General features: G+C 72.1%; 21 protein-coding genes and 2 riboswitches. Of the genes, 8 read left to right on the forward strand and 13 right to left on the reverse strand.

The window, feature by feature from the left end; genetic code table 11:
• Positions 1-29: 29 nt before the first annotated feature.
• The 6 genes from gcvH to BMW85_RS36860 all read right to left on the reverse strand — a co-directional run bounded on the left by gcvH (position 30) and on the right by BMW85_RS36860 (position 5,957).
• Positions 30-419, reverse strand: a complete 390-nt coding sequence (gene gcvH / locus BMW85_RS36835; RefSeq protein WP_091091016.1) for a glycine cleavage system protein GcvH — start codon at positions 417-419, stop codon at positions 30-32.
• On the reverse strand, positions 416-1,501 hold the full coding sequence (gene gcvT, locus BMW85_RS36840; protein WP_091091018.1) for a glycine cleavage system aminomethyltransferase GcvT: 1,086 nt from the start codon (positions 1,499-1,501) through the stop codon (positions 416-418). The genes gcvH and gcvT overlap by 4 nt, the downstream gene beginning before the upstream one ends.
• A gap of 34 nt (positions 1,502-1,535) precedes the next feature.
• Positions 1,536-1,630, reverse strand: a riboswitch (glycine riboswitch).
• Positions 1,631-1,728: riboswitch (glycine riboswitch) on the reverse strand. It abuts the riboswitch before it with no gap.
• A 53-nt stretch (positions 1,729-1,781) separates the two neighbouring features.
• Positions 1,782-2,474 (reverse strand): gamma-glutamyl-gamma-aminobutyrate hydrolase family protein, encoded by a 693-nt coding sequence (locus BMW85_RS36845; RefSeq protein ID WP_245775273.1) that lies wholly within the window; start codon positions 2,472-2,474, stop codon positions 1,782-1,784.
• Positions 2,475-2,486: 12 nt separating this feature from the next.
• Positions 2,487-3,251, reverse strand: a complete 765-nt coding sequence (locus tag BMW85_RS36850) for a 3-oxoacyl-ACP reductase (RefSeq protein WP_091091023.1) — start codon at positions 3,249-3,251, stop codon at positions 2,487-2,489.
• 4 nt (positions 3,252-3,255) lie between these two features.
• Positions 3,256-4,596, reverse strand: a complete 1,341-nt coding sequence (locus BMW85_RS36855) for an aldehyde dehydrogenase family protein (protein ID WP_091091025.1) — start codon at positions 4,594-4,596, stop codon at positions 3,256-3,258.
• Positions 4,597-4,598: 2 nt separating this feature from the next.
• The gene (locus BMW85_RS36860; protein ID WP_091091028.1) at positions 4,599-5,957 is read right to left on the reverse strand and encodes a glutamine synthetase family protein; all 1,359 of its coding nucleotides are present in this window, start codon (positions 5,955-5,957) and stop codon (positions 4,599-4,601) included.
• Between the two features lie 101 nt (positions 5,958-6,058).
• Between BMW85_RS36860 and BMW85_RS36865 the strand changes: the two genes are divergently transcribed.
• From BMW85_RS36865 to BMW85_RS36875, 3 genes are read left to right on the forward strand one after another with little or no spacing between them, the layout of a single operon-like run.
• Positions 6,059-6,787 carry a FadR/GntR family transcriptional regulator gene (locus tag BMW85_RS36865; RefSeq protein WP_245775274.1) on the forward strand — a complete coding sequence of 243 codons (729 nt, stop codon included), beginning with the start codon at positions 6,059-6,061 and terminating at the stop codon, positions 6,785-6,787.
• Positions 6,788-6,839: 52 nt separating this feature from the next.
• Positions 6,840-7,598, forward strand: coding sequence for a hypothetical protein (locus tag BMW85_RS36870; RefSeq protein WP_091091033.1), 759 nt, complete (start codon positions 6,840-6,842; stop codon positions 7,596-7,598).
• On the forward strand, positions 7,595-7,936 hold the full coding sequence (locus BMW85_RS36875) for a hypothetical protein (protein WP_091091036.1): 342 nt from the start codon (positions 7,595-7,597) through the stop codon (positions 7,934-7,936). The genes BMW85_RS36870 and BMW85_RS36875 overlap by 4 nt, the downstream gene beginning before the upstream one ends.
• Here BMW85_RS36875 and BMW85_RS36880 read toward each other — a convergent pair.
• The 3 genes from BMW85_RS36880 to BMW85_RS36890 are packed head-to-tail and all read right to left on the reverse strand — an operon-like array spanning position 7,903 to position 10,225.
• Positions 7,903-8,694: an SGNH/GDSL hydrolase family protein gene (locus tag BMW85_RS36880; RefSeq protein WP_091091038.1), complete on the reverse strand. Its 792-nt coding sequence runs from the start codon at positions 8,692-8,694 to the stop codon at positions 7,903-7,905. The genes BMW85_RS36875 and BMW85_RS36880 overlap by 34 nt on opposite strands.
• A complete protein-coding gene (locus BMW85_RS36885; RefSeq protein WP_091091040.1) occupies positions 8,694-9,269 on the reverse strand; it encodes a PadR family transcriptional regulator in 576 nt (191 codons plus the stop codon). The genes BMW85_RS36880 and BMW85_RS36885 overlap by 1 nt, the downstream gene beginning before the upstream one ends.
• Before the next feature lie 59 nt (positions 9,270-9,328).
• Entirely contained in the window at positions 9,329-10,225 is an 897-nt protein-coding gene (locus BMW85_RS36890; protein WP_091091043.1) for a hypothetical protein, read from the reverse strand.
• A gap of 142 nt (positions 10,226-10,367) precedes the next feature.
• On the opposite strand from BMW85_RS36890, the gene BMW85_RS36895 reads away from it, so the two are divergent.
• Both BMW85_RS36895 and BMW85_RS36900 read left to right on the forward strand, forming a co-directional pair.
• Entirely contained in the window at positions 10,368-10,880 is a 513-nt protein-coding gene (locus tag BMW85_RS36895; RefSeq protein WP_091091045.1) for a SigE family RNA polymerase sigma factor, read from the forward strand.
• Positions 10,867-11,613, forward strand: a complete 747-nt coding sequence (locus tag BMW85_RS36900; protein WP_091091046.1) for a hypothetical protein — start codon at positions 10,867-10,869, stop codon at positions 11,611-11,613. Before BMW85_RS36895 ends, BMW85_RS36900 begins: the two co-directional genes overlap by 14 nt.
• Positions 11,614-11,618: 5 nt before the next feature.
• Here BMW85_RS36900 and BMW85_RS49975 read toward each other — a convergent pair whose 3' ends face one another.
• The 3 genes from BMW85_RS49975 to BMW85_RS36915 all read right to left on the reverse strand — a co-directional run bounded on the left by BMW85_RS49975 (position 11,619) and on the right by BMW85_RS36915 (position 15,645).
• Entirely contained in the window at positions 11,619-12,983 is a 1,365-nt protein-coding gene (locus BMW85_RS49975) for a nickel/cobalt transporter (RefSeq protein ID WP_091091048.1), read from the reverse strand.
• Positions 12,980-14,185 (reverse strand): tetratricopeptide repeat protein, encoded by a 1,206-nt coding sequence (locus tag BMW85_RS36910; protein ID WP_143082526.1) that lies wholly within the window; start codon positions 14,183-14,185, stop codon positions 12,980-12,982. Before BMW85_RS36910 ends, BMW85_RS49975 begins: the two co-directional genes overlap by 4 nt.
• Before the next feature lie 83 nt (positions 14,186-14,268).
• The gene (locus tag BMW85_RS36915) at positions 14,269-15,645 is read right to left on the reverse strand and encodes a DUF4331 domain-containing protein (protein WP_091091050.1); all 1,377 of its coding nucleotides are present in this window, start codon (positions 15,643-15,645) and stop codon (positions 14,269-14,271) included.
• Positions 15,646-15,874: 229 nt separating this feature from the next.
• On the opposite strand from BMW85_RS36915, the gene BMW85_RS36920 reads away from it, so the two are divergent.
• The 3 genes from BMW85_RS36920 to BMW85_RS36930 all read left to right on the forward strand — a co-directional run bounded on the left by BMW85_RS36920 (position 15,875) and on the right by BMW85_RS36930 (position 20,284).
• Positions 15,875-17,641 carry an ABC transporter ATP-binding protein gene (locus BMW85_RS36920; RefSeq protein WP_177241075.1) on the forward strand — a complete coding sequence of 589 codons (1,767 nt, stop codon included), beginning with the start codon at positions 15,875-15,877 and terminating at the stop codon, positions 17,639-17,641.
• A gap of 63 nt (positions 17,642-17,704) precedes the next feature.
• Entirely contained in the window at positions 17,705-19,354 is a 1,650-nt protein-coding gene (gene hutU, locus BMW85_RS36925) for a urocanate hydratase (RefSeq protein WP_218156091.1), read from the forward strand.
• 57 nt (positions 19,355-19,411) lie between these two features.
• The gene (locus tag BMW85_RS36930; protein WP_091091052.1) at positions 19,412-20,284 is read left to right on the forward strand and encodes a MurR/RpiR family transcriptional regulator; all 873 of its coding nucleotides are present in this window, start codon (positions 19,412-19,414) and stop codon (positions 20,282-20,284) included.
• A 120-nt stretch (positions 20,285-20,404) separates the two neighbouring features.
• Here the strand turns inward: BMW85_RS36930 and BMW85_RS36935 are convergent, their stop codons facing one another.
• On the reverse strand, positions 20,405-21,178 hold the full coding sequence (locus tag BMW85_RS36935) for a radical SAM/SPASM domain-containing protein (protein ID WP_245775275.1): 774 nt from the start codon (positions 21,176-21,178) through the stop codon (positions 20,405-20,407).
• Positions 21,179-21,289: the final 111 nt, after the last annotated feature.

The raw sequence follows: 21,289 nt of genomic DNA on the forward strand, positions 1-21,289 counted from the left end.
CGGGGCCCGGGCGGGGCCCCGGCGGGAGATCAGGACTCGCCGGAGGTGAGTGCGGTGTACTCCGCGGGGGAGAGCAGGTCCTCGGGCTCGCCCTCGATGCGCACCCGGAACATCCACCCTTCCCCGTAGGGGTCGCTGTTCACCAGGGACGGGTCGTCGGCCACGTTCTGGTTGACCTCGACCACCTCGCCGCCCACGGGCGCGTAGATCTCGCTGACGGACTTGGTGGACTCCACCTCGCCGATCGAGTCGCCGGCCTCGACGTTCGAGCCGACGTCGGGGAGCTGCACGAAGACGACGTCACCCAGGGCCTCGGCGGCGAACTCGGTGATGCCCACGGTGATGGTCAGGCCGTCGTCCAGCCCGGCCACCCACTCGTGTTCCTTGGTGTAGCTCAGCTCGTCAGGGATGTTGCTCACTTCTTCCTCCTGTAAAAGGGCAGCTCTACGAGGTCCACGGGTTCTTGGCTGCCCCGGATGTCCACTGCCAGGCCTTCGCTCACGCCGGTGTCGACGTAGGCCATCGCGATGGGCTTGCCCAGGGTCTGGGAAGGCGCGCCGCTGGTGACCTCGCCGACGACGGCGCCGTCCTGCGTCACCGGGTAGCCGTGCCGCGGCACCCGGCGGCCCCGCGCGACCAGACCGACGAGGCGGCGGCCGGGCTGGTCGTCCTTGACCGCCTCCAGCGCCGCTCGTCCGACGAAATCGCCGGGCTTGTCGAATTTCACCACTCTGCCCAGCCCCGCGTCGAACGGGGTCAGCTCCGCGCCGAGCTCGTTGCCGTACAGCGGCATGCCGGCCTCCAGCCGGAGCGTGTCGCGGGCGGACAGGCCCGCTGGCGCGAGCCCGTACGGCTCCCCGGCGGCGATGAGCGCGTTCCAGAGCGGGACGGCGTCCTGGTTGGCGACGAAGAGCTCGAAGCCGTCCTCGCCGGTGTAGCCGGTGCGGGCGATGAGCGCCTCGCGGCCGTCGACCAGACCGGGCAGTCCGGCGTAGTACTTGAGCCCGGCGAGGTCGGCGTCGGTCAGCGTGGCCAGGATCTCCTGCGCGCGGGGGCCCTGGACGGCGATGAGCGCGTAGCGGTCGGAGCGGTCCTCGACCGCCGCGTCGTACGTCTTGGCCCGCTCCTGGAGCTCCTGGGCGACCTTCGGGTAGTTCGAGGCGTTGGCGACGACCATGAACTCCTCGTCGCCGAGCCGGTAGACGATGAGGTCGTCGATCACCCGGCCCCGCTCGTCGACGATCATGGTGTACCTGGCGCGGCCGGTCGCGAGCACGGACAGGTGTCCGACCAGCGCGTAGTCCAGGGCCTCGGCGGCCTGCGGACCGGTCACGAAGATCTCGCCCATGTGGGAGAGGTCGAACAGCCCGGCCGCCTCGCGCACGGCCTTGTGCTCGGCGGACTCGCTGCCGTACCGGAGGGGCATGAGCCAGCCGGCGAAGTCGGTGAGGGTGGCGCCCAGGCTCTCGTGGACGTCGCGTAGCGGTGTCGGTCGGGACATGTGTCGCACCTCAGGACAGGAGTGGATGCCAGCATCCTCCCCCTCTGTCATCGATGCCTGAGAGCTTCGCCCGATTTTTGCCGGACTTTCACCTTCGGCGAGGCCAAGAGCCTGCTTTCCAGAGGCCACCTCGTCCGTGCGGTCCTTTGCCTTGAGAGGTTCGCGGGGAGGGCTTGCTCCTTCAGGGACCCTGACCGGCTGTCAGAGTGCTCTCCCGCACGGTTTCGACGGTGATGTCGGCAAGCCTAGTGCCGGTACGGGGCATTTGTCGCCTAGGGGGTCAGCAGGCCGCGACCAGCGCCTCGAACAGCGCGCCGTCCTCGGCCTCCTCCGGATGCCACTGCACGGCCATCGCGAACGCCGCCCCCTCCAGCTCCACCGCCTCGATCGTGCCGTCACCGGCGGTCGCGGTCACGGTCAGGCCGGGGGCGAGCCGGTCCACGGCCTGGTGGTGGTAGTGCGGGACCGTCACCGGCTCCGTGCCGAGCACCTTGGCCAGGCGGCTGCCGGGCACCGGCGTCACCGGCAGATGGCCGAACACGCCCGGCCCCGGCGCGTGCCCCGTGTGCCCTGCCACGTCCGGCAGGTGCTGGTGGAGGGTGCCGCCGAGGGCCACGTTGAGCACCTGGAGGCCACGGCAGACCCCCAGGTAGGGCAGCCCGGCGTCCAGCGCCCGTGCCAGCAGCGCGAACTCCGCCTCGTCGCGGAAACCGCGTACGTAGCCGGTGCGCTCGTGCGCCTGCGCGCCGTACCTGGCCGGGTCGATGTCGCCGCCGCCGGCCAGGACGAGCCCGTCGAGACCGCGCAGCGCCCCGGCTGGCTCGCCGGCCGGGGGCAGCACGACGGGCTGGCCGCCGGCCCGCACGACCTGCTCGACGTACATGTACGGCAGCAGCGCCACGGTCACGTCCGTCCAGACCGTGAAGCTGGCGGGCTCCACGTACGAGGTGATCCCGATCAACGGGCGACGCACGACGGGCTCCCCCTAGAGCGGCGTCACGTAGGCGCCGCTGATGCCGCCGTCCACCAGGAACTGGCTGGCAGTGATGAACGAGGAGTCGTCGCTGGCCAGGAAGGCCACCGCCGCCGCGATCTCCGACGCCTCGGCGAAGCGCCCGAGCGGCACGTGCACCAGCCGCCGCTGCGCCCGCTCCGGGTCCTTGGCGAACAGCTCCTGCAGCAGCGGCGTGTTCACCGGCCCCGGGCAGAGCGCGTTGACCCTGACGCCTTCGCGGGCGAACTGCACGCCGAGCTCCCGCGACATCGCCAGCACCCCGCCCTTGGATGCGGTGTAGGAGATCTGCGAGGTCGCCGAGCCCATCACGGCCACGAACGACGCGGTGTTGATGATCGAGCCCTTGCCCTGCCGCCGCATGTAGGGGATCGCGTGCTTGCAGCACAGGTAGACGCTGGTGAGGTTGACCTCCTGGACCCGGCGCCAGGCGTCGAGCCCGGTCTCCAGGATGGAGTCGTCGTCCGGCGGCGAGATGCCGGCGTTGTTGAAGGCGACGTCCACGCTGCCGTAGGTCTCGTACGCCGTGGCGAACATCCGCTCGACGTCGTCCTCGCGGGTCACGTCCGCCTCGACGAACAGGCCGCCGACCTCGCCCGCGGCCTTGACGCCCGCCTCCGCGTCGATGTCCACGCAGACGACCTGCGCCCCCTCCTCGGCGAACCTGCGGGCCGTGGCGAGCCCGATGCCGCTGCCCGCGCCGGTGACGACGGCGACCCGATCCTGCAACCGCTGCACTTGCTCACTCCCAGGAGATGAAGACGTTCTTGGTCTCGGTGAACGCCGCGAGGGCGTCCGGGCCGAGCTCCCGGCCGAGGCCGGACTGCTTGAAACCGCCGAACGGGGTCCAGTAGCGGACCGACGAGTTCGAGTTGACCGACAGCGCGCCCGACTCGACCGCCCGCGCCACGCGCAGCGCCCGCCCGACGTCGCGCGTCCAGATGGAGCCGCTCAGCCCGTACGGCGTGTCGTTGGCGACCCGGATCGCGTCGGCCTCGTCGGTGAAGCGGGCCACCGACACGACGGGCCCGAAGATCTCCTCGGTGAACGCCGGATCGGTCACCTCCGGGGTCAGCACGGTGGCGGGGAACCAGTAGCCCTTGCCCGCCGGGCACTCGCCCTGCAGCCAGGGGTCGGAGACGAACCCGCGGACCCGTTCCAGGTGCTCGGCGCTGATCAGCGGGCCCATCTCGGTGGCCTCGTCGAGCGGGTCGCCGACCCGGACGGCCCGCACGGCGGGGGCGAGCAGCGCCATGAACTCGTCGTACACCTCGGCCTGCACCAGCAGCCGGGAGCGGGCGCAGCAGTCCTGGCCGGCGTTGTCGAACACCGCGTACGGCGCCGCCGCGGCCGCCTTCGCGAGGTCGGCGTCGGCGAAGACGATGTTCGCCGACTTGCCGCCCAGCTCCAGCGTCACCCGCTTGACCTGGGCCGCCGCCTTGGCCGCGATCTCCTTGCCGACCTCGGTCGAGCCGGTGAACACGATCTTGGCGACGTGCGGGTGCTCCACCAGCCGGGCCCCCGCGACCTCCCCTGCCCCAGGCACCACCTGGAGCACCCCCTCGGGGAGGCCCGCCGCCAGGGCCAGCTCGGCCAGCCGCAGCGCGGTCAGCGGGGTCTGCTCCGCGGGCTTGACGACGACGGTGTTGCCCGCGGCCAGCGCGGGGGCCACGCCCCACGACAGGATGAGCATGGGGAAGTTCCACGGTACGATCACGCCCACCACGCCCAGGGGCTCCTGGAAGGTGACGTCCACGCCGCCGGGCACCGGGATCTGCTTGCCGTGGTTGCGCTCGGGCGCGGCGGCGTAGAAGTGCAGCACGTCGCGGACCGCGCCGGCCTCCCAGCGGGCGTTGCCGATGGTGTGCCCGGCGTTGTCCACCTCCAGCCTGGCCAGCTCCTCGGCGTGCTCGCCCACCAGGTCGGCGAAGCGCCGCAGCAGCCGCGCCCGGTCGCCGGGGGCCACCGCGCGCCAGGACGCGTACGCCTTCCTGGCACGCTCCACGGCCCGGTCCACCTCGGCCGCGTCGGCGAACTCGACGTCGGCGACGACGTCCTCCGTCGCCGGATTGACGATCTTCATGCTCACATCCGTTCGAAACCGCGGAACAGCTCCCAGTCGGTCACCGCCGCGTCGTACGCGGCCAGCTCCACCCGCGCGTTGTTCGCGTAGTGCCCGACCACGTCCTCGCCGAACGCCTCACGCGCCGGCTTCGACCCCTCGAACAGGGTCAGCGCGTCGCGCAGCGTCGCGGGCACGGTCTCGGCGCCGGAGTCGTAGGCGTTGCCCTCGTACGGGTCCTCCAGCGGCAGCTCGCCGTCGATGCCGTGCAGCCCGGCCGCGACCAGCGCGGCGACCGCCAGGTAAGGGTTGACGTCGCCGCCCGGCACCCGGTTCTCGATGCGCAGCGAGAGCCCGTGGCCGACCAGGCGCAGCGCGCACGTGCGGTTGTCCAGGCCCCACTTGACGGCCGTCGGGGCGAAGCTGCCGGGGACGAAGCGCTTGTAGGAGTTGACGTTGGGGGCGAGCAGGAGGGTCAGCTCGCGCAGGCAGGCGAGCTGGCCGGCGATGAAGCGGGCGCCGAGCCGCGACAGGCCGTGCGGCCCCTCGCCGGCCATCACCGGGTCGCCGGCGGTGGAGCGGAGCGAGATGTGGATGTGGCAGGAGTTGCCCTCGCGCTGGTTCGGCTTGGCCATGAAGGTGATCGACCGGCCCTCCTGGGCGGCGATCTCCTTGGCGCCGTTCTTGTAGATCGCGTGGTTGTCGCAGGTCCTGAGCGCCTCGTCGTAGCGGAAGGCGATCTCGTGCTGGCCCAGGTTGCACTCGCCCTTGGCGGACTCGACGTACATGCCGGCGCCCTCCATGTCGCGCCTGATGCGGCGCAGCAAGGGCTCGACGCGGGCGGTGCCGAGGAGGGAGTAGTCGACGTTGTAGAGGTTGGCGGGGGTGAGGTCGCGGTAGGCGCGATTCCAGGCGTCCTCGTAGGAGTTGTCGTAGACGACGAACTCCAGCTCGGTCCCGACGTAGGCGACCAGGTCCCGCTCGGCCAGGCGGGCGAGCTGGCGGCGCAGGATCTGGCGGGGCGAGGCGGTCACGTCACCGCCGTCCTCCCAGGCCAGGTCCGCCATCAGCATCGCGGTCCCCTCCTGCCAGGGCACCCGGCGCAGGGTCGCGAGGTCGGGCTTCATGACGAAGTCGCCGTAGCCCCGGTCCCAGGACGACATCGCGTAGCCGGAGACCGTGTTCATGTCGACGTCCACGGCGAGCAGGTAGTTGCAGCCCTCCGAGCCGTGGTGCAGCACCTCGTCCAGGAAGTAGCGCGCCGAGAGCCGTTTGCCCTGCAACCTGCCCTGCATGTCGGCGATGGCGAGGAGCACCGTGTCGATCCGGCCCGCGGTCACCTCGTCGCGCAGCTCGTCCACGCTCAGGAAGCCTTCGTGCACGTTCAGGTCGCTCCGATCTGGCCTGAGGCGCTTTCCCGTTGATTGGGCTAGTCTCAGACCATTGATGTGCATGGTGGGATCGTCTGTCAAGACCCGAGGACATGTTGGACGAGTCGGCGCGACTGATGACGGTGCTGCGCCCGGTGCGGGCCGGCAACGCCTTCGAGGAGACCGTGGAACGGCTGCTCCAGGCCATCAAGCTGGGCGTGGTGCCGCCGGGCGGCAAGCTGCCGCCGGAGCGCGAGCTCGCCGTGCGGCTCGGTATCAGCCGGGTCACCCTGCGTGAGGCGATCCGCGCCCTGTCCGACGCCGGTTACCTTGACGTGCGCAGGGGCCGCTACGGCGGCGCGTTCGTCACCTACGAGCCGCCCGCCCCGGACGCCCGCGAGCTGCGCCAGGCCGTCGCCGAGATGGGCCGCGACGACCTCGCCGACGCCCTGACCTTCCGCCTGGCGGTCGAGTGCGGCGCCGCCCAGGTGCTGGCCGGCATGGAGCTCACCGGCGACCGGCGCGCCCTGCTCCTGCGCCGGCTTGCCGACCTCAACGGGGCGTCCCTGGAGGACTACCGCCGCCTCGACACGGCCTTCCACCTGTCCATCGCCGAGCTGACCGGCTCCTCGCTGCTCGCCACGGCCTGCGCCGACGCGCGCTCCCGGGTCAGCGACCTGCTCAACGCGATCCCGATGCTCCAGGTCAACCTCGACCACGCCGCCGTCCAGCACCGGGCCATCGTGGACGCCATCCTCGCCGGCGACCCCGACGCGGCCCGCCGCGCCATGGCCGAGCACCTGGAGGGCACGGCCGCGCTGCTGCGGGCGTTCCTCGCCTGACGGAAGATACGTCACGGTAAGGGCGATCGCCTCGTACCATCGTTTTAAGGTCATGGGGGATTGGTTTCAGCACACCATCGTCGCCACGGGACGGCTGTCGCTGTTCTGCTTCTTCGTCATGCTCATCGTGGCGTTCATCGCGACCCGCATCAACGTCCGGCTGATCAGGGCGAAGGTCGGCTGGTTCCGCGACGTCAACGTGGGCGAGATGCACATCCACCACGTCGTCTTCGGCGTCGTGCTGATGCTCGTCGGCGGCGTCACGCAGATCGTCGTCGCGCCCGCCGCGCAGGCCGGGCACGCGATGGCGGCGGGCGTCTTCGGGGTCGGCTCGGCGCTGGTCCTCGACGAGTTCGCGCTGATCCTGCACCTGCACGACGTGTACTGGGAGGAGGAGGGGCGGACCTCGGTCGACGCGGTCTTCATCGCGGTCGCCGTCACCGGGCTGCTGCTCATCGGGCTCCGGCCGCTCACCTGGGACTACGGCCCGCTCCTGGTCAACCCGGCGGTGCTGATCGTGGGCAACCTGGTGCTGGCCGTGATCACCCTGCTCAAGGGGAAGATCTGGACCGGGATGGCCGGACTGTTCGTGCCGCCCGTGCTGCTGGTGGGCGCGATCCGGCTGGCCCGTCCCGGTTCGCCGTGGGCGCGCTGGGTCTTCGCCCGGCGCTCGCCGCGCAAGATGGCGCGGGCCCTGCGCAGGGAGGAGAAGTGGCGGCGGCCGGCGATCCGGGCCAAGATCGCCTTCCAGGAGTTCCTGTCCGGGCGGCACGACCTGCCGTCCACGCGGCGCGCACGCCGGCGCACGTGAGCGTGGACGAGCTCGCGCTCGCGATGCGGGCGCTGCACGAGCGCGGCCACGCGGGCGACCTCGCCGAGGTCGCCGCCGCCCGGGACCTCTACTCCTTCCGCGAGCTCGAAAGCCTCGCCCGGCGGCGCCACGAGACCTTCTCCGTGCGCGAGCTGGCCGACCGGCTGGAGTTCGCCGAGTTCATCGCCGACGAGGAGTTCGAGGCGTGCGGGCTGGACGAGGAGGGCGTACGGGCGGTCCGGCGCTTCGCCCGGGAGTGGCTGGAGGACATCAAGCTGCGCCGGGCCGACGACGGCGACGTGGACTACGACGCCGAGGACGTCCCCGGCGTCGACTGATCCACCGGGGTCAGCAGGGGCCGCTTGGCGGTGCGGCCGTCGCCCGAGGAACGCCCGCGCAGGCGGCGGCCGACCCACGGCCCCGCGAACGCGCCCAGCCAGCGGGCCTGCTCCGCCGCCGTCCGCCAGGCCGGCGCCGCAGGCAGGAGCGGGAACGGATCACTCCACGTGCCGTCGCTGCCCGGCAGCTCCAGTGCGTGGGCGACGGAGGCGGCGATGCGGGCGTGCCCCTCCGGGCTGGCGTGCAGCCGGTCGGGGCTCCACATCCGGGCGTCTTCGACGAATCGCATCCCGAAGGTGTCCACCAGCGTCACCCCGTGCCGGGCCGCGGCGTCCCTGATCCGCGCGTTCAGCGCGACGACGCGCGGCAGGAGCGGGCGGGCCAGCGGCATGATCGCGCCGATGTCGGGGAAGGTCACGCTGACCACCCGGGCCCCGGCCGAGGTCAGTGCCGCGAACATCTCCTCCAGCGCCTGCGCCACCCGCGCGGCGTCGAAGCCCGGCCGGATGAGGTCGTTCATGCCGGCCATGACCGTGGCCAGGTCGGGCCGCAGCGCGAGGGCGGCCGGCAACTGCTCGTCGCGGATCTGGCCGGCCAGTTTGCCCCGGACGGCGAGGTTGGCGTAGCGCAGCTCCGGGTTCGCGCCGGCCAGGACCTCGGCCAGGCGGTCGGCCCAGCCGCGGTGGCCGCGCAGGTCGTCGCCGTCGCCGAGCCCCTCGGTCTGGCTGTCGCCGAGGGCGACGTAACGGGCGTACATCAGGGCCGCTCCTTCCTGACGTGGGCCGCGCGCTCCTCCAGCGCGCGGGCGGTGCCGAGACACCAGTCGCGGATCTCCCGCTCCAGCCGGCAGCCGGCCAGGCACGACAGGTAGGGCCCGACGCGCTCGCCCTCGCGCAGGAACGTCTCCTCGTCCAGGTCGCCGCGGAAGTGCAGCAGCGTGCGCTCGAACAGGGTCAGCTTGGCGTCGGCCGCCGCGGCCCGCTCGTGGAGCTGGGCGATGACGGGGGCGGGGTCGAGGGCGTCCACGGCGTGCACCCGGACCATCAGGTCGTCGCGGAGCAGCAGCGGCTTGGGCGGGGCGGCGGCGAAGGCGGCCAGCTCGTCGAGACCGGCGCCGGTGACGGTGAACACCCGCTTGTTGGGGCGGCCTCGCTGGACGACCTCGCGGCCCGCCACCAGGCCGTCGGCCTCCAGCCTGGCCAGCTCGGCGTAGAGCTGCTGGGGGGAGGCGTACCAGAAGTCGGCGACGCCGACGTCGAAGATCTTGGTGAGCTGGTAGCCGCTGTGCTCGCCGCTCAGGAGGGCGGCGAGGACGGCATGGCGGAGGGCCATCGTCAGTCATGCCCATGAGTAGTCATGGACATGACTATAGGCAGGACGGGCGCGGGACGCTAGGGCAGGGCGGGGACGGCGGGCGGGGTGTTGGTCCAGCCGACCTCGACCAGGGTCTCGCTGGAATCCTTGCCCGGGACCTGCTTGCCGTCGTCCAGGGCCTTCTGGGCCCGCGACAGCAGCACCATCCTGCCGGTGTCCACGATCAGCCTGGTCCTGCTGGTGCTCTTGCTCTTCGTCCCCTCGGCCTTCCGCTCGATCAGCACCACGGCGCCGGATCTGCCCATCGCGTCCTTCGCGACGCCGTCCGTGCGGACGTCCGGCATCGTCAGCAGCGCCTGGTAGGCGGCGGTGCGGACCTCCTTCGTGACGGGAAGGGCGTGCAGGAGCTCCGGCAGGGTCCCCGCGACCCAGCCGTCGAGGGCGTCGCTCGGCACGCGGCCGACCTGACCCGCTCTCCTGAGCCAGTCCTTCAGGGTTCCCGGGTCCGCGGGCAGGCGCTGGACCTCGTCGTACGTCAGGTTCTGTCCCCCGAGAAAGAACTGGTTCTGGCCCCGTACGGGGTTCATGCTGCCCTTGGCGGGTGTGGCGGACAGCTTCACGGTCTTGCCGTCGATCGACTCGCTCCACTTGGACGGGGAGCCGTCACGCTGCCACGCCTTCTTGTCCGCCGCGCTCTTCGGCAGCGCCCCGAGCTCACGGAACCCGAACCACGTCCTGCCGTCGGGCGCCTGCCAGCTCTCCGAGACCCGCCGCTGGACCAGCGCGTAGGGGTCCGACCTGGAGCCGAACCGCCAAGGATGGGTGAGCGTCATCAGCGACCTGGAATGCCAGTAGGCGCCCTCGGGCGGAGCCGCCGCGGCCGCCTCCGGCGCGCCCATGAGGGCGGTGGCGCCCATGGCCAGGCCGACGCCCAGGGAGACCAGCGGCCGGATCGGCGCGGTCGCGAGTTTCATGGGGAACCTCCGTGGATTTCGACGTGATGATCTCCTATACGCCTGGGACCGCCGGAACGTTGCCCCGCGAGACTTTTTCGCCGCCGGGCAACGCCCGGGACGGCCGAGGCGTATTAGGGGGCGTGAAATCGGACAGACAGCCATGAGCGGCGCTGAGCGCGACTTCAGCGCTTTCGTGGCCGCGCGTGCCACGAGCCTGCTGCGGGTCGCCTATCTCGCCTGCGGCGACGAGACAGAGGCCGAGGACCTGCTGCAGACGGCGCTGGAGCGCACGTACCGGAGCTGGGACCGGGTGCGGTACGACAGCCCCGAGCCCTACGTACGCCGCGTCATCGTCAACGCCGCCATCAGCCGCGCCCGCCGCCGGGCCATCCTCAGCATCATCCCGACGCACAGGCCGCCGGAGAGACCGGCCCGCGTCACCGACGTCGACCTGCGCCACGTGCTCATGGAGGCGCTGCGCGCCCTGCCGCCCCGGCAGCGCGCGGTGGTCGTCCTGCGGTACTGGGAGGACCTCAGCGAGGCGCAGACCGCCGAGGTGCTCGGCTGCTCGGTCGGCACCGTCAAGAGCCAGGCGTCCAAGGCCATGGCCAAGCTCCGCTCGGCGCTCGGCCACGAAGCAGCGGAAGGAGTGATCAGGAATGCCCGCGCTTGAGGAGGAGCTCCGCCAGATCATGGCGGACGAGACCGCGAGACTGCACGCCGCGCCCGACCTGGCGGAGCGGGTCATGCGAGCCGCCGGCGGCAGGCGGACGAGGGTCAGGGGCGCGGCACTGGCCGCGGTGGCCGCCGTCATCGCCGCGGCGCCCATCGGTTACGTGACCTTGGGTTCGGCGGCCACGAGCGGCGAGCCCCCGGTTGTGGTGCAGACCACGACCGCCACGACGCTGGAGCCGCCCGCCATCGACGACACCCCGCCGGTCCCCTCCGACCCGCCGGACTTCGGCGACCTGGGGGACGGGAAGGCGTTCGGGCACGTCAAGGTGGGATATCTGCCTGACGGGCTGAGATGGTCGAACTGGTCGCTGGACCACGGCGACAGTTACACGACCAGCTACAACTTCGACGGCGACAAGCACGGCTTCTACTGCGTCCAGATCTTCATCCACGAGGACGCCGCCGTCCAGGAGCTCGACGAGCGGATCCAGCGGTTCCGCGACGAGGGCGAAGGCGAGGAGGTGACCATCGGCGACCGCACCGGCTACCTCGTCACCCAGGACGTGGGCGAGGACGGCATGAAGGGCACCCCCACGCTCTTCCTCAGGATGGGCGACAGGCAGCGCGCCGAGATCATGTTCAGTCCGTCGTACGTCAAGAAGTTCTCCGGCGCCGAGGCCGTCAGCGCCGAGCTGAGGAGGATCGCGGAGGGGCTCACCTCGACCCTGTGACCCGCTCAGAGTGCGGCGGCCGAGCGGACGGCGAGGCCCGCGCCGAGCAGCACGACCATCGCGGCGGTGCCCAGCGGGGCCAGGCCGGACACGCGGGCGGCCAGCCGGCGGCCGGCGGCGGCCCGGCGTTCCAGCCGGTCCACCAGCTTGACCAGCAGGAGGCCGGTGACGGTGAGGGTGGCGGCCATGCCGGCCCCGTACGCCGTCACCAGCGCGACGCCGAACCAGGTGCGGCCGAGGGCGATCGCGCCGAGCAGCACGATCAGCGCCGACGGGCTCGGCACCAGGCCGCCCGCCACCCCGAGCCCCACGAGCCCGGCCCGCTTGCCCGAGTGGCCGTGGCCATGCCCATGACGGGGGACGGGGCGGCGGGCGTTCAGGAGGAGGCGGACACCGATGACGGCGATCAGCGCGCCGCTGGCCACCCCCAGCCACGACAGCACCGTCTCACCGGCGAGGGTCGTGAAGGCCGTCAGCGCCAGCCCCACCACCAGCACCCCGGCCGTGTGCGTGGCCGTCACGGTGGCCCCCACCACGACCGCGTCGCGCGGCCGGCCGCGCCGCCCCGCCAGGTACGCCGCCATCACCGTCTTCCCGTGCCCGGGGATGAGCGCGTGCCCGGCCCCCAGCACCACGGCCAGCCCGACGGCGAGCAGCCCGAGCGGGAGCGTCAGCGCGTCCGCGCCGATCAGGCCGGTGAACGTCCGGTCGAGGGCCGCGAACGCCTCCCCGACGGGCCCGCCGGCGCCGAGGCCCCCGGGCACGGTCCCGCTCCCGCCCGTGGCGGGCCCGCCGGCCGACACCGTGAACGTGGCCGTCCGCTGGTCGAGCGGGTCGGACAGCAGGTCCTCCGGGTAGGTGCGGAGCTCGTCGCTGACGCTCGCGGACGGCACCGTGGAACCGCTCAGCCGTACGCCGTCGCCCGCCGCGCTGATCTCCCGCCAGCCGATCCTGTCCTGCTCGAAGGCGTCGCTGAACTCCACCGGACCCGAGGCCCGGACGGCGGCCGTGAGGCGGCAGGTCAGGCGGCTGGTCCGCAGCCCGCCCATGCCGGGCGCGTACGCGAACCCGGCCTCCGTCACCCGCCACGGCACCGCCGTCCCCGCCACGACCAGGCGTTGCGCGGCGGCCAGCGCGGCGCAGCGGCGGCCCGCGTAGCCGGCGTCCACGTCCGGATCGGCCTGCAGGGTCGGCAGCTCGGCCAGGTCGACGACGGCGAGGTTGCCGATCCCGCCGGGCGTGACCACCAGCCCGTTGTAGTGGTTGACGGTGAAGTTGCCCAGCGGGTGCGCCGCGGCCGGCCCCGCGAACAGCGCCGGCAGCAGCAGGCCCGCCAGCGCGGACAACAGGGCGAAGCGGATCGCCTTCATGAGAGCCTCGCGAGGGACGGCAGGGACGGGTCGAATCCGGGGTCCACGCGCGCGGGCCGGCCGAGGGCCCGCTCGATGCGGGCCCGGTGGTAGCGGATCAGCGGGTTGTGCCAGCCGGTTGCGGTGGCCCGCTCGGCGTACCGGAGCGCCTCCGCCGGCTCGCCGGCCCTGAACAGCGCCCACGCGAGGGCGTCGGCGGCGACGAGGTTGGGGTGGCGGGCGTATTCCGCCCGCGCGTACCGGACGGCGCGCTCCGGGTCGCGGTGGTCGGCCTCGAACTCGGCCGCCGTCAGGTCGTCGCCCACCCCGGCCGCCGTGAGCAGCCGCCGCTGGGCGTCGAGCAGCGTCCAGTCCGGCCGCAGCCCGGCCTTGATCTGGACCTCGCCCTGCTCGACCAGGTATTGGGGGAGCGGCAGCCGGGTGACGACCCGCTGGTAGAGGTCGAGCGCCTGGCGGAGGTCGCCGCCGAGGGCGCTCGCCCTGGCCTGGCCGGCCAGCGCCGGGGTGAAGGAGGGGTCGGCCTGGAGGGCGCGGGCGTACCAGTTCCTGGCCGTGGCCAGGTCGCCCGCGTGGAGGGCCAGCTCGCCCAGGTAGTGGCGGACGTAGGCGAGGTCGGCGGGCAGCCAGGCGTCCTCGTGCGCGTACTCCAGGTAGCGGCGGGCGCCGTCCTGGTCGCCGCGCAGCTCGGCCGCGTACGACGCGCGCGCGAACGCCGCCACCCCCGGCTGCAGCTCCAGCATCCGGTCCACGGCCCGCGCGGCCCCCTTCAGGTCGCCGAGCTGGGTGCGGGCGTCGGCGAGCACGCCGTGGGCCGCCGCGCTGTACGGGTTCGCCGCGACCGCCCGCCCCGCCAGCCGGGCCGCCTCGGCGAACTCGTGCCGGCCCGCGGCGAGGGCGGCCCGCGCGGTGAGCACGGCGTCGTCGTCCGGGGCCAGCCCGGCCGCGGTGCGGGCGGCGCCCTCCGCCTTCACGTAGTAGGAGGGATCGCCGGTGACGCGGGCCTGGTCGACGTACTGGGAGGCGAGCTCGGCCCAGCCCCGGTGGTCGCGGGGGAGGCGCTTGAGTCGTTCCTGGAGGGTTTCGAGCGGCTGCGCCGCCGCCGTCGCGGGGGGCGCGGCGGCGGGGGCCGCGGAGAAGGAGACGATCGTGAAGATCAGCGCCCCGGTGAGGACGAGACCGGCGAAGAACACAAGAGTGCGCATGACGGGAGCTCCGGTGCCTGAGCGGCGGTACGGACGGTGCGGGCGACCGGCCGGCTCGGGGAGAAGGCCGGCCGGTTGAGGACTCATCGCTGGTTGACGGCCACGTTGGAAGGCAGCGGGATGTACGGGAACGACTGCAGCGACGGCTTGTCGTTCCTGTCCACCTTGTCCGTCAGGCCGGGCACGAGCTTGCCGCTCAGCGCGGCTCCCGCCACCGCCTGCAGCTCGATGTCCACGACGTCGTCGATGAGCCGGCGGCCGTTCGGGAAGCCCTGGAGGTCGCCGCCGAGCACGCCGAGCCGGTTCGGGTCCTTGGAAGGCGGGATCGACATGTTGAGCCGCAGCATCTCGGACGGCCGCAGCTTGCCGGCGTCCTTGTTCAGCACCTGGGAGTTCAGGTCGGCCTTGATGGGGCCGGTCCGCTTGGCGACGCCGGTCAGGAAGATCTGGACCAGGTCGTCGCGCGGGGTGGAGGGCGCCTTGATGCCGTAGACGGCCTGGAGCAGCCGGGCCACCTCCGGGTCGTTGACCCGTTTGACCAGCGGGGCCACGTCGGCGTCGCGGGACGGGTCGAGGGCGTTGTAGGCGTCCTTGAGCCCGGCGGGGGCGACGACCTCGTTCACCAGCGGGTTGCACAGGCGCGAGACCTGCACGTACTTGCCGCCGTTGAACTTGTCGGTGGTCGAGCAGACGCCGATGACCGGGTTGCGCTCGGGGTCGCCCTTGAGCGCCAGGTCCTTCTGCGGCACCTGAAGGCCGATCGTGTTGACGTTGTAGCCGCGGGTGGTGTCCTGGCCGACCTCCGACAGGTCGCCGCCGTAGAGGAAGTCGAACACGCGCAGGTCGAGGAAGAACGCCTCGTCCGACTGTCCGGCGAACGTCCTGCCGCCGCCCGGCACGCCGGCGATGGACTGGGCGCGCAGGGTGGCGTAGTCGGGCATCGAGGCGGGGCCGAGGTTGCTGGGCGCGGCGACGCCGTCCGAGACCAGGGTCCTGGTGCCGTGGGGCGTGATGCGCTTCAGCGTGTAGCGCTGGCGGTAGAGCAGGTCCGGGTCGTCCAGCGAGGTGACGGGGCCCTTGTTGGAGAGGAAGGTGTCGTTGCCGCGCCTGTCCTCGTCGCGGAACGTCCACTGGTAGGTGATGTCGGTCCTGGCGTCGCCGTCGTTGTCGATCTTGATGTTGTAGCGGGCGCCGGTGTCCCAGGGGTAGAAGTTCGGGCCGCCGTGGGGCTCCTGGAACGGGATCCAGTTGGCCAGCAGCGTCACGGTGCCCGGTTTGTCCGGGCTGACGAAGGCGTACACGTCGGTGTTGTCGACCTGGGGCATCCCCAGGATCTTCGGGGCCTCCCGGTGTGAGGAGGCTGTGCCGGGGTCGGTGCGGAGCGCGGCCATCGACGACGCGGCGACCGCTGCGGCGAGGCCGAGTCCGACCAGAGCGCGCCGGTTGATCCGGAGCTCCATGGTGGTCCTTTCGCAGGTGCTGGTCTGGTTGCTGGTTCATTGCGAGGTCCGGCCGGGTTCCTCGACGGCCTATTCGTCCGCCGGGCGCTCGTGGATGTCGCGAGTTCCTTCTCCTCCTCAAGGAGGAGAAGTCAACCGAAGTTGACATACTTAGGTCGTCAATTTAGGTTGACCCTGCCGGAGTGGTGCGGATCACGCCGCTTCGTTCGTTGCGCAAAGTGGAAATTTCATGGAGGGGGATGCCGTGCTCAAGGAGTTATTGGCCTACGTCCGCCCGTACCGGAGGATCCTGATCCTCGGCGGGCTCCTCGGACTGATCGGCTCGGTCGCGGGGCTCGCGATGCCGCTGCTGGCCAAGTACGTCGTGGACGCCTTCGGCGCGGGCGGGTCGATGGCCGGGCCGCTGCTGGGACTGACCGTCGCGGTGCTGATCGGCGCGGTCGTCTCGGCGAGCGGCAGCTACCTGATGGAGCGCACCGGCGAGGGCATCGTGCTCGGCGCCCGCCGCCGGCTCGTGGACCGAATGCTCCGGCTCAAGGTCGCCGACGTCGACCGGCTCAAGCCCGGCGACCTGCTCTCGCGAGTGACCGGCGACACCACGCTGCTGCGCGCGGTGCTCACCAACGGCATCGTCGAGTCCGTCGGCGCGGCGTTCATGCTCGTCGGGGCCATCGTCATGATGGCGACCATGGACGCCGTGCTGCTGCTCGTCACGCTCGGCGTCATCGTGGTCGTCGGCGGGATCGTGGCCATGATCATGCCGCGCATCCAGCGGGCCCAGGCGCAGGCCCAGGAGGCCGTGGGCGAGATGGGGTCCGTGCTGGACCGGGCGCTGCAGGCGTACCGGACGGTCAAGGCGAGCGGCGCGGAGGAGCGGGAGATCGCCGTGGTCGGCGAGGCCGCCGCCCGGGCCCGCGACCGGGGGCTGCAGGTCGCCGTCTGGACCTCGCTCGCCGGGGTCTCGACCTGGGTGTCGCTGCAGATCGCCTTCCTCGCCGTGCTGGCGGTCGGCGGGGCCAGGGTCTCCTCGGGGGCGCTGGAGGTCTCGTCGCTGATCGCGTTCCTGCTCTACCTGTTCTACCTGGTCGCGCCGATCGGGCAGCTCGTCCAGGGCGGGGTGCAGCTCCAGCAGGGCCTGGCCGCGATGCAGCGGATCAAGGAGATCGAGGCGCTGCCCGCCGAGCCCGCGGAGCCCGCCGAACCATCGGAGCCTGCCGAGCCCGCCGCCGAGCCCGCCGAGCGGACCGGCGACGGCGGCGTGCCGGTCGGCGTCACCTTCCAGGACGTGGTGTTCCGCTACGGCGAGGACCGCCCGCTCGTCCACGACGGGGTCACCTTCGAGGTGCCGCCCGGCGGGCTGACCGCGCTGGTCGGGCCGTCGGGAGCGGGCAAGTCCACCGTGTTCGGCCTGATCGAGCGCTTCTACGAGCACCAGGGCGGCACGATCACTGTGGGCGGCAGGGACATCCGCGACTGGCCGCTCGGCGAGCTGCGGGCCGCGCTCGGCTACGTCGAGCAGGACGCCCCCGTGCTCGCCGGCACCCTCCGCGAGAACCTGCTCTTCGCCGCCCGCGACGTCACCGAGGACGAGCTGAACCGCGCCATCGCCCGCACCCGCCTCGACGACCTGGTGTCCCGCCTTCCCGAGGGCCTGGAGACGCCGGTCGGGCACCGCGGCGTGCTGCTGTCCGGCGGCGAGCGCCAGCGCGTCGCCATCGCCCGCGCGCTGCTGCGCAGGCCCCGGCTGCTGCTGCTCGACGAGGCCACCTCGCAGCTCGACGCGGTCAACGAGCTGCGGCTGCGCGAGGTCATCGCCGAGGTCGCGAGGGAGACGACCGTGCTGGTCATCGCCCACCGGCTCTCCACGGTCACGGGCGCCGACCGGATCGTGGTGATGGAGGCGGGCGGCGTACGGGCCGTCGGCACGCACGCCGAGCTGGTCGGCGAGGACGACCTCTACCGGGAGCTGGCGGCCACCCAGTTCCTCGTGGGATGACGCGCGCGGTGCGTTGTAGTCTGCGGGTGACAAAGATGAATGTTTTCATTCAGGAGGGTCACGATGGGCCGCAGCGTGCGCGCGCCGCGAGGCACGACGATCACCGCCAAGGGCTGGCCGCAGGAAGCGGCGCTCCGGATGCTCCAGAACAACCTCGATCCCGAGGTCGCCGAGCATCCGGAGCAGCTCGTCGTCTACGGCGGCTCCGGACGGGCGGCGCGTGACTGGGCGTCCTACGACGCGCTGGTCAGGACGCTCACCACGCTGGAGGGCGACGAGACCCTGCTCGTGCAGTCGGGGCGGCCCGTCGGCGTCTTCCGCACCCACGAGTGGGCGCCACGGGTGCTCATCGCCAACTCCAACCTGGTGCCCGACTGGGCGAACTGGGAGGAGTTCCGCCGCCTGGAGGCGGCCGGGCTCACCATGTACGGCCAGATGACCGCCGGGTCGTGGATCTACATCGGCACGCAGGGCATCCTCCAGGGCACGTACGAGACGTTCGCCGCGGTCGCCGCCAAACGCTTCGGCGGCTCCTTGGCCGGCACCGTCACGCTCACCGCCGGACTCGGCGGCATGGGCGGCGCGCAGCCGCTCGCGGTCACCATGAACGGCGGCGTCGCCATCTGCGTCGACTGCGACCCGCGCTCCGTCGCCCGCCGCATCGAGCACCGCTACCTCGACGTCCAGGCCGCCACCCTGGACGAGGCGTTGCGCCTGGCCGAGGAGGCACGGGCCGCCCGCCGGCCGCTGTCCATCGGCCTGGTCGGCAACGCCGCCGACGTCCTGCCCGAGGTGCTGGCCCGCGGCGCCGAGATCGACATCGTCACCGACCAGACCTCGGCGCACGACCCGCTCATGTACCTCCCGTCCGGCGTCGCCTTCGAGGACATGGCCGCCGAGCGCGACAAGGACCCGGCCGGCTTCACCGAGCGGGCGCGGGCGTCGATGGCCCAGCACGTGGCCGCCATGGTCGGCTTCAAGGACGCCGGGGCCGAGGTCTTCGACTACGGCAACTCCATCAGGGGCGAGGCGCGGCTGGCCGGCTACGAGCGGGCCTTCGACTTCCCCGGGTTCGTGCCCGCCTACATCAGGCCGCTGTTCTGCGAGGGCAAGGGCCCGTTCCGCTGGGCGGCGCTGAGCGGCGACCCCGCCGACATCGCCGCCACCGACCGGGCGATCCTGGAGCTGTTCCCCGACAACGAGCCGCTCGCCAGGTGGATCCGTACGGCCGGGGAGAAGGTGCGCTTCCAAGGGCTGCCGGCGCGCATCTGCTGGCTCGGCTACGGCGAGCGCAACCTCGCCGGCGAACGCTTCAACGACATGGTCGCCTCGGGCGAGTTGCAGGCGCCGATCGTCATCGGACGCGACCACCTGGACAGCGGGTCCGTGGCCTCGCCCTACCGGGAGACCGAGGCGATGGCCGACGGCTCCGACGCGATCGCCGACTGGCCGCTGCTCAACGCCCTGCTCAACACCGCCTCCGGTGCCGCGTGGGTCTCCATCCACCACGGGGGCGGCGTCGGCATCGGGCGCTCCATCCACTCCGGTCAGGTGACGGTGGCCGACGGCACGGCCCTGGGGCGGGAGAAGCTGACCCGCGTCCTCACCAACGACCCAGGCACGGGGGTGATGCGGCACGTGGACGCCGGCTACGACCGCGCCGCCGAGATCGCCGACACCCGCGGCGTCCGCATCCCCATGCGCGAGTCCTGATCAGGTCCGTGCCTCCTTGAGGGATGAGAACGAGGGGCGGGAGACGTTGGAGGAGGCGTGGCGGACGGATATCACGGCGGACTGAACGTGTTGCTCAACGGCCGCAGGCTGTCCCCGGTGCAGCGCAGGATCGCCCACTACCTCAGCGAGAACCTCGACGAGGCCATCTTCCTGTCCAGCGTCGAGCTGGCCGAACGGGCCGGCGTCAGCCAGCCGTCGGTCACCAGGTTCGCCATGGTCCTCGGCTTCGGCGGCTACCCGGAGCTGCGCCAGGCGCTGCGCCCGCTCGTGCTGGGCAGCACCGGCACGGGGGAGCCGCAGGAGAGCCTGCTCCGGGGCGCGATCGACGTCGAGATCCGCAACCTCGCCGTCGTACGCGAGCGCCTGAGCGCGTTCCCGCTGAAGGAGCTGGGCGAGCAGCTGGCCGCCACCGAGCCGCTGCCGGTGGTGGGGCTGCGCGTCTCGTGCGGCCTGGCCACCACCTTCGCCGACTACGCCCGCCGCATCCACCCCGACGTACGCCTGCTCACGCACGGCGGCTCCGAGCTGGCCGACGGCCTGCACGCCTGCCGCCGGGCGGGAGCGGAATGGCTGGTGGCCGTGGTGCTGCCGCGCTATCCGCGCGAGGCCGTACAGGCTCTCGAATACGCAGAGAAGCTCGGCTACCGGGTGGCCGCGATCACCGACAAGCCCGGCTTCCCCGCCGAGGTGGTGCTGGACGCGCCCGTCGGCGACCGGCTCGTGTTCGACTCGCACGCGGCCCCGCTGCTGCTGGCGATGGCCCTGGTGGAGGCCATGGCCGACGCGGCGCCGCTGCGCACCAGGGCCCGCCTGGAGGAGTACGAACGCATGACCGACGAGACCGGCACCTTCCTCGCGGGCGACCCGACCCCGCCCCTCGCGGGCGACGAGGGGCACCTCACCGGATGACCCGCCGCCAGCCGCCCCTGGCGAGCCCCACGGAGCGAGTCGGGCTCGCAGTAGGAAGGACCGCAGGTGTCGGTCTCGGCGGGAGCGCAGTCGGAAGAGTCTCCCTGGCCGGGCTTGCAATCAGGATTGCACAACCCTTCTGTGAGGAGACGAGGGGATGGTCGAGACCAGGGTCCTCCAGCGTTCGCCTCTGAGGATGTCGGCGAGCGGGGTCGCCCTGACGTTGCCCGCCGACATCCATCGAGCCATCACGCACGGCCAGACCTCCCCGTCCGGGCTGATGGCGGCCTTGGTACGTCCGCACCTGCCGCACAGCTCTGCGACCTGCGGGGACGTCGATGTCCCGCGACCGATGCCGCGTACCCGGTCGGTGCCGATCCTGGTGACACCCAGCGCCATGAGGTCGGCGACGGCGGCTTCCACGCGCTGGTCGGCGATCACCTCGACGATGGTCGCTCGGATCGGGATGTCGCGGCGTACGGCCTCGGCGATGTTGGCCCGGGTCCGCGCATGACTGCCCGCAAGCCCGGTAACGCGATCGTGCGTCGGGGCGTCGTCGCTGTAATAGCTCGTGGCGAGGGACACACCGGGAAGAGAGAACGGCTCGTCCCACCATGTGCGGCGGATGTGGAGCAGGTTGGGGAAGATCTCGACCGCCAGACCTGCGGCGACCGCCTGGCGAAGGAGCACGGGAAAAGCCGGATGACCGGTTGCTTCTCCTCCAATGAACTGGATCTGGGAGATGCGCATGTCCGCCGTCGCGCTGATGACGTCCGCCCAATCGGTGGCCGTCATGCTGCCGTGGCTCCCGCGAGGGCCTGAACTGGCGTAACAGTGCGCGCACCGAAGCGCGCAGCGTCCGGTCAGTTCCAGCTCCGCGACTGTGATGGTCACGGGGGTCCCCTTCGGCTGTCGTCGGGATTCGATGAGGCGCGGTACGGCCGGCGGCCCGAGTTCGACAGTAGACGTCTGTAGACGTCGCTGAAAGACGATAGGTGTTTTGTG

The sequence above is a fragment of the Nonomuraea wenchangensis genome (assembly GCF_900111685.1).
Lineage (GTDB): Bacteria > Actinomycetota > Actinomycetes > Streptosporangiales > Streptosporangiaceae > Nonomuraea > Nonomuraea wenchangensis.

Bases quoted from the DNA above. Each gene is read 5' to 3' on its own strand.
- BMW85_RS36855 (WP_091091025.1), bottom strand. From the start codon at position 4,596: ATGAAGATCGTCAATCCGGCGACGGAGGACGTCGTCGCCGACGTCGAG.
- BMW85_RS36890 (WP_091091043.1), bottom strand. From the start codon at position 10,225: ATGAAACTCGCGACCGCGCCGATCCGGCCGCTGGTCTCCCTGGGCGTC.
- BMW85_RS36895 (WP_091091045.1), top strand. From the start codon at position 10,368: ATGAGCGGCGCTGAGCGCGACTTCAGCGCTTTCGTGGCCGCGCGTGCC.
- hutU (WP_218156091.1), top strand. From the start codon at position 17,705: ATGGGCCGCAGCGTGCGCGCGCCGCGAGGCACGACGATCACCGCCAAG.
- BMW85_RS36880 (WP_091091038.1), bottom strand. From the start codon at position 8,694: ATGTACGCCCGTTACGTCGCCCTCGGCGACAGCCAGACCGAGGGGCTC.
- BMW85_RS49975 (WP_091091048.1), bottom strand. From the start codon at position 12,983: ATGAAGGCGATCCGCTTCGCCCTGTTGTCCGCGCTGGCGGGCCTGCTG.
- BMW85_RS36885 (WP_091091040.1), bottom strand. From the start codon at position 9,269: ATGGCCCTCCGCCATGCCGTCCTCGCCGCCCTCCTGAGCGGCGAGCAC.
- BMW85_RS36910 (WP_143082526.1), bottom strand. From the start codon at position 14,185: ATGCGCACTCTTGTGTTCTTCGCCGGTCTCGTCCTCACCGGGGCGCTG.
- BMW85_RS36915 (WP_091091050.1), bottom strand. From the start codon at position 15,645: ATGGAGCTCCGGATCAACCGGCGCGCTCTGGTCGGACTCGGCCTCGCC.
- BMW85_RS36865 (WP_245775274.1), top strand. From the start codon at position 6,059: ATGTTGGACGAGTCGGCGCGACTGATGACGGTGCTGCGCCCGGTGCGG.
- BMW85_RS36920 (WP_177241075.1), top strand. From the start codon at position 15,875: ATGGAGGGGGATGCCGTGCTCAAGGAGTTATTGGCCTACGTCCGCCCG.
- BMW85_RS36870 (WP_091091033.1), top strand. From the start codon at position 6,840: ATGGGGGATTGGTTTCAGCACACCATCGTCGCCACGGGACGGCTGTCG.
- gcvT (WP_091091018.1), bottom strand. From the start codon at position 1,501: ATGTCCCGACCGACACCGCTACGCGACGTCCACGAGAGCCTGGGCGCC.
- BMW85_RS36900 (WP_091091046.1), top strand. From the start codon at position 10,867: ATGCCCGCGCTTGAGGAGGAGCTCCGCCAGATCATGGCGGACGAGACC.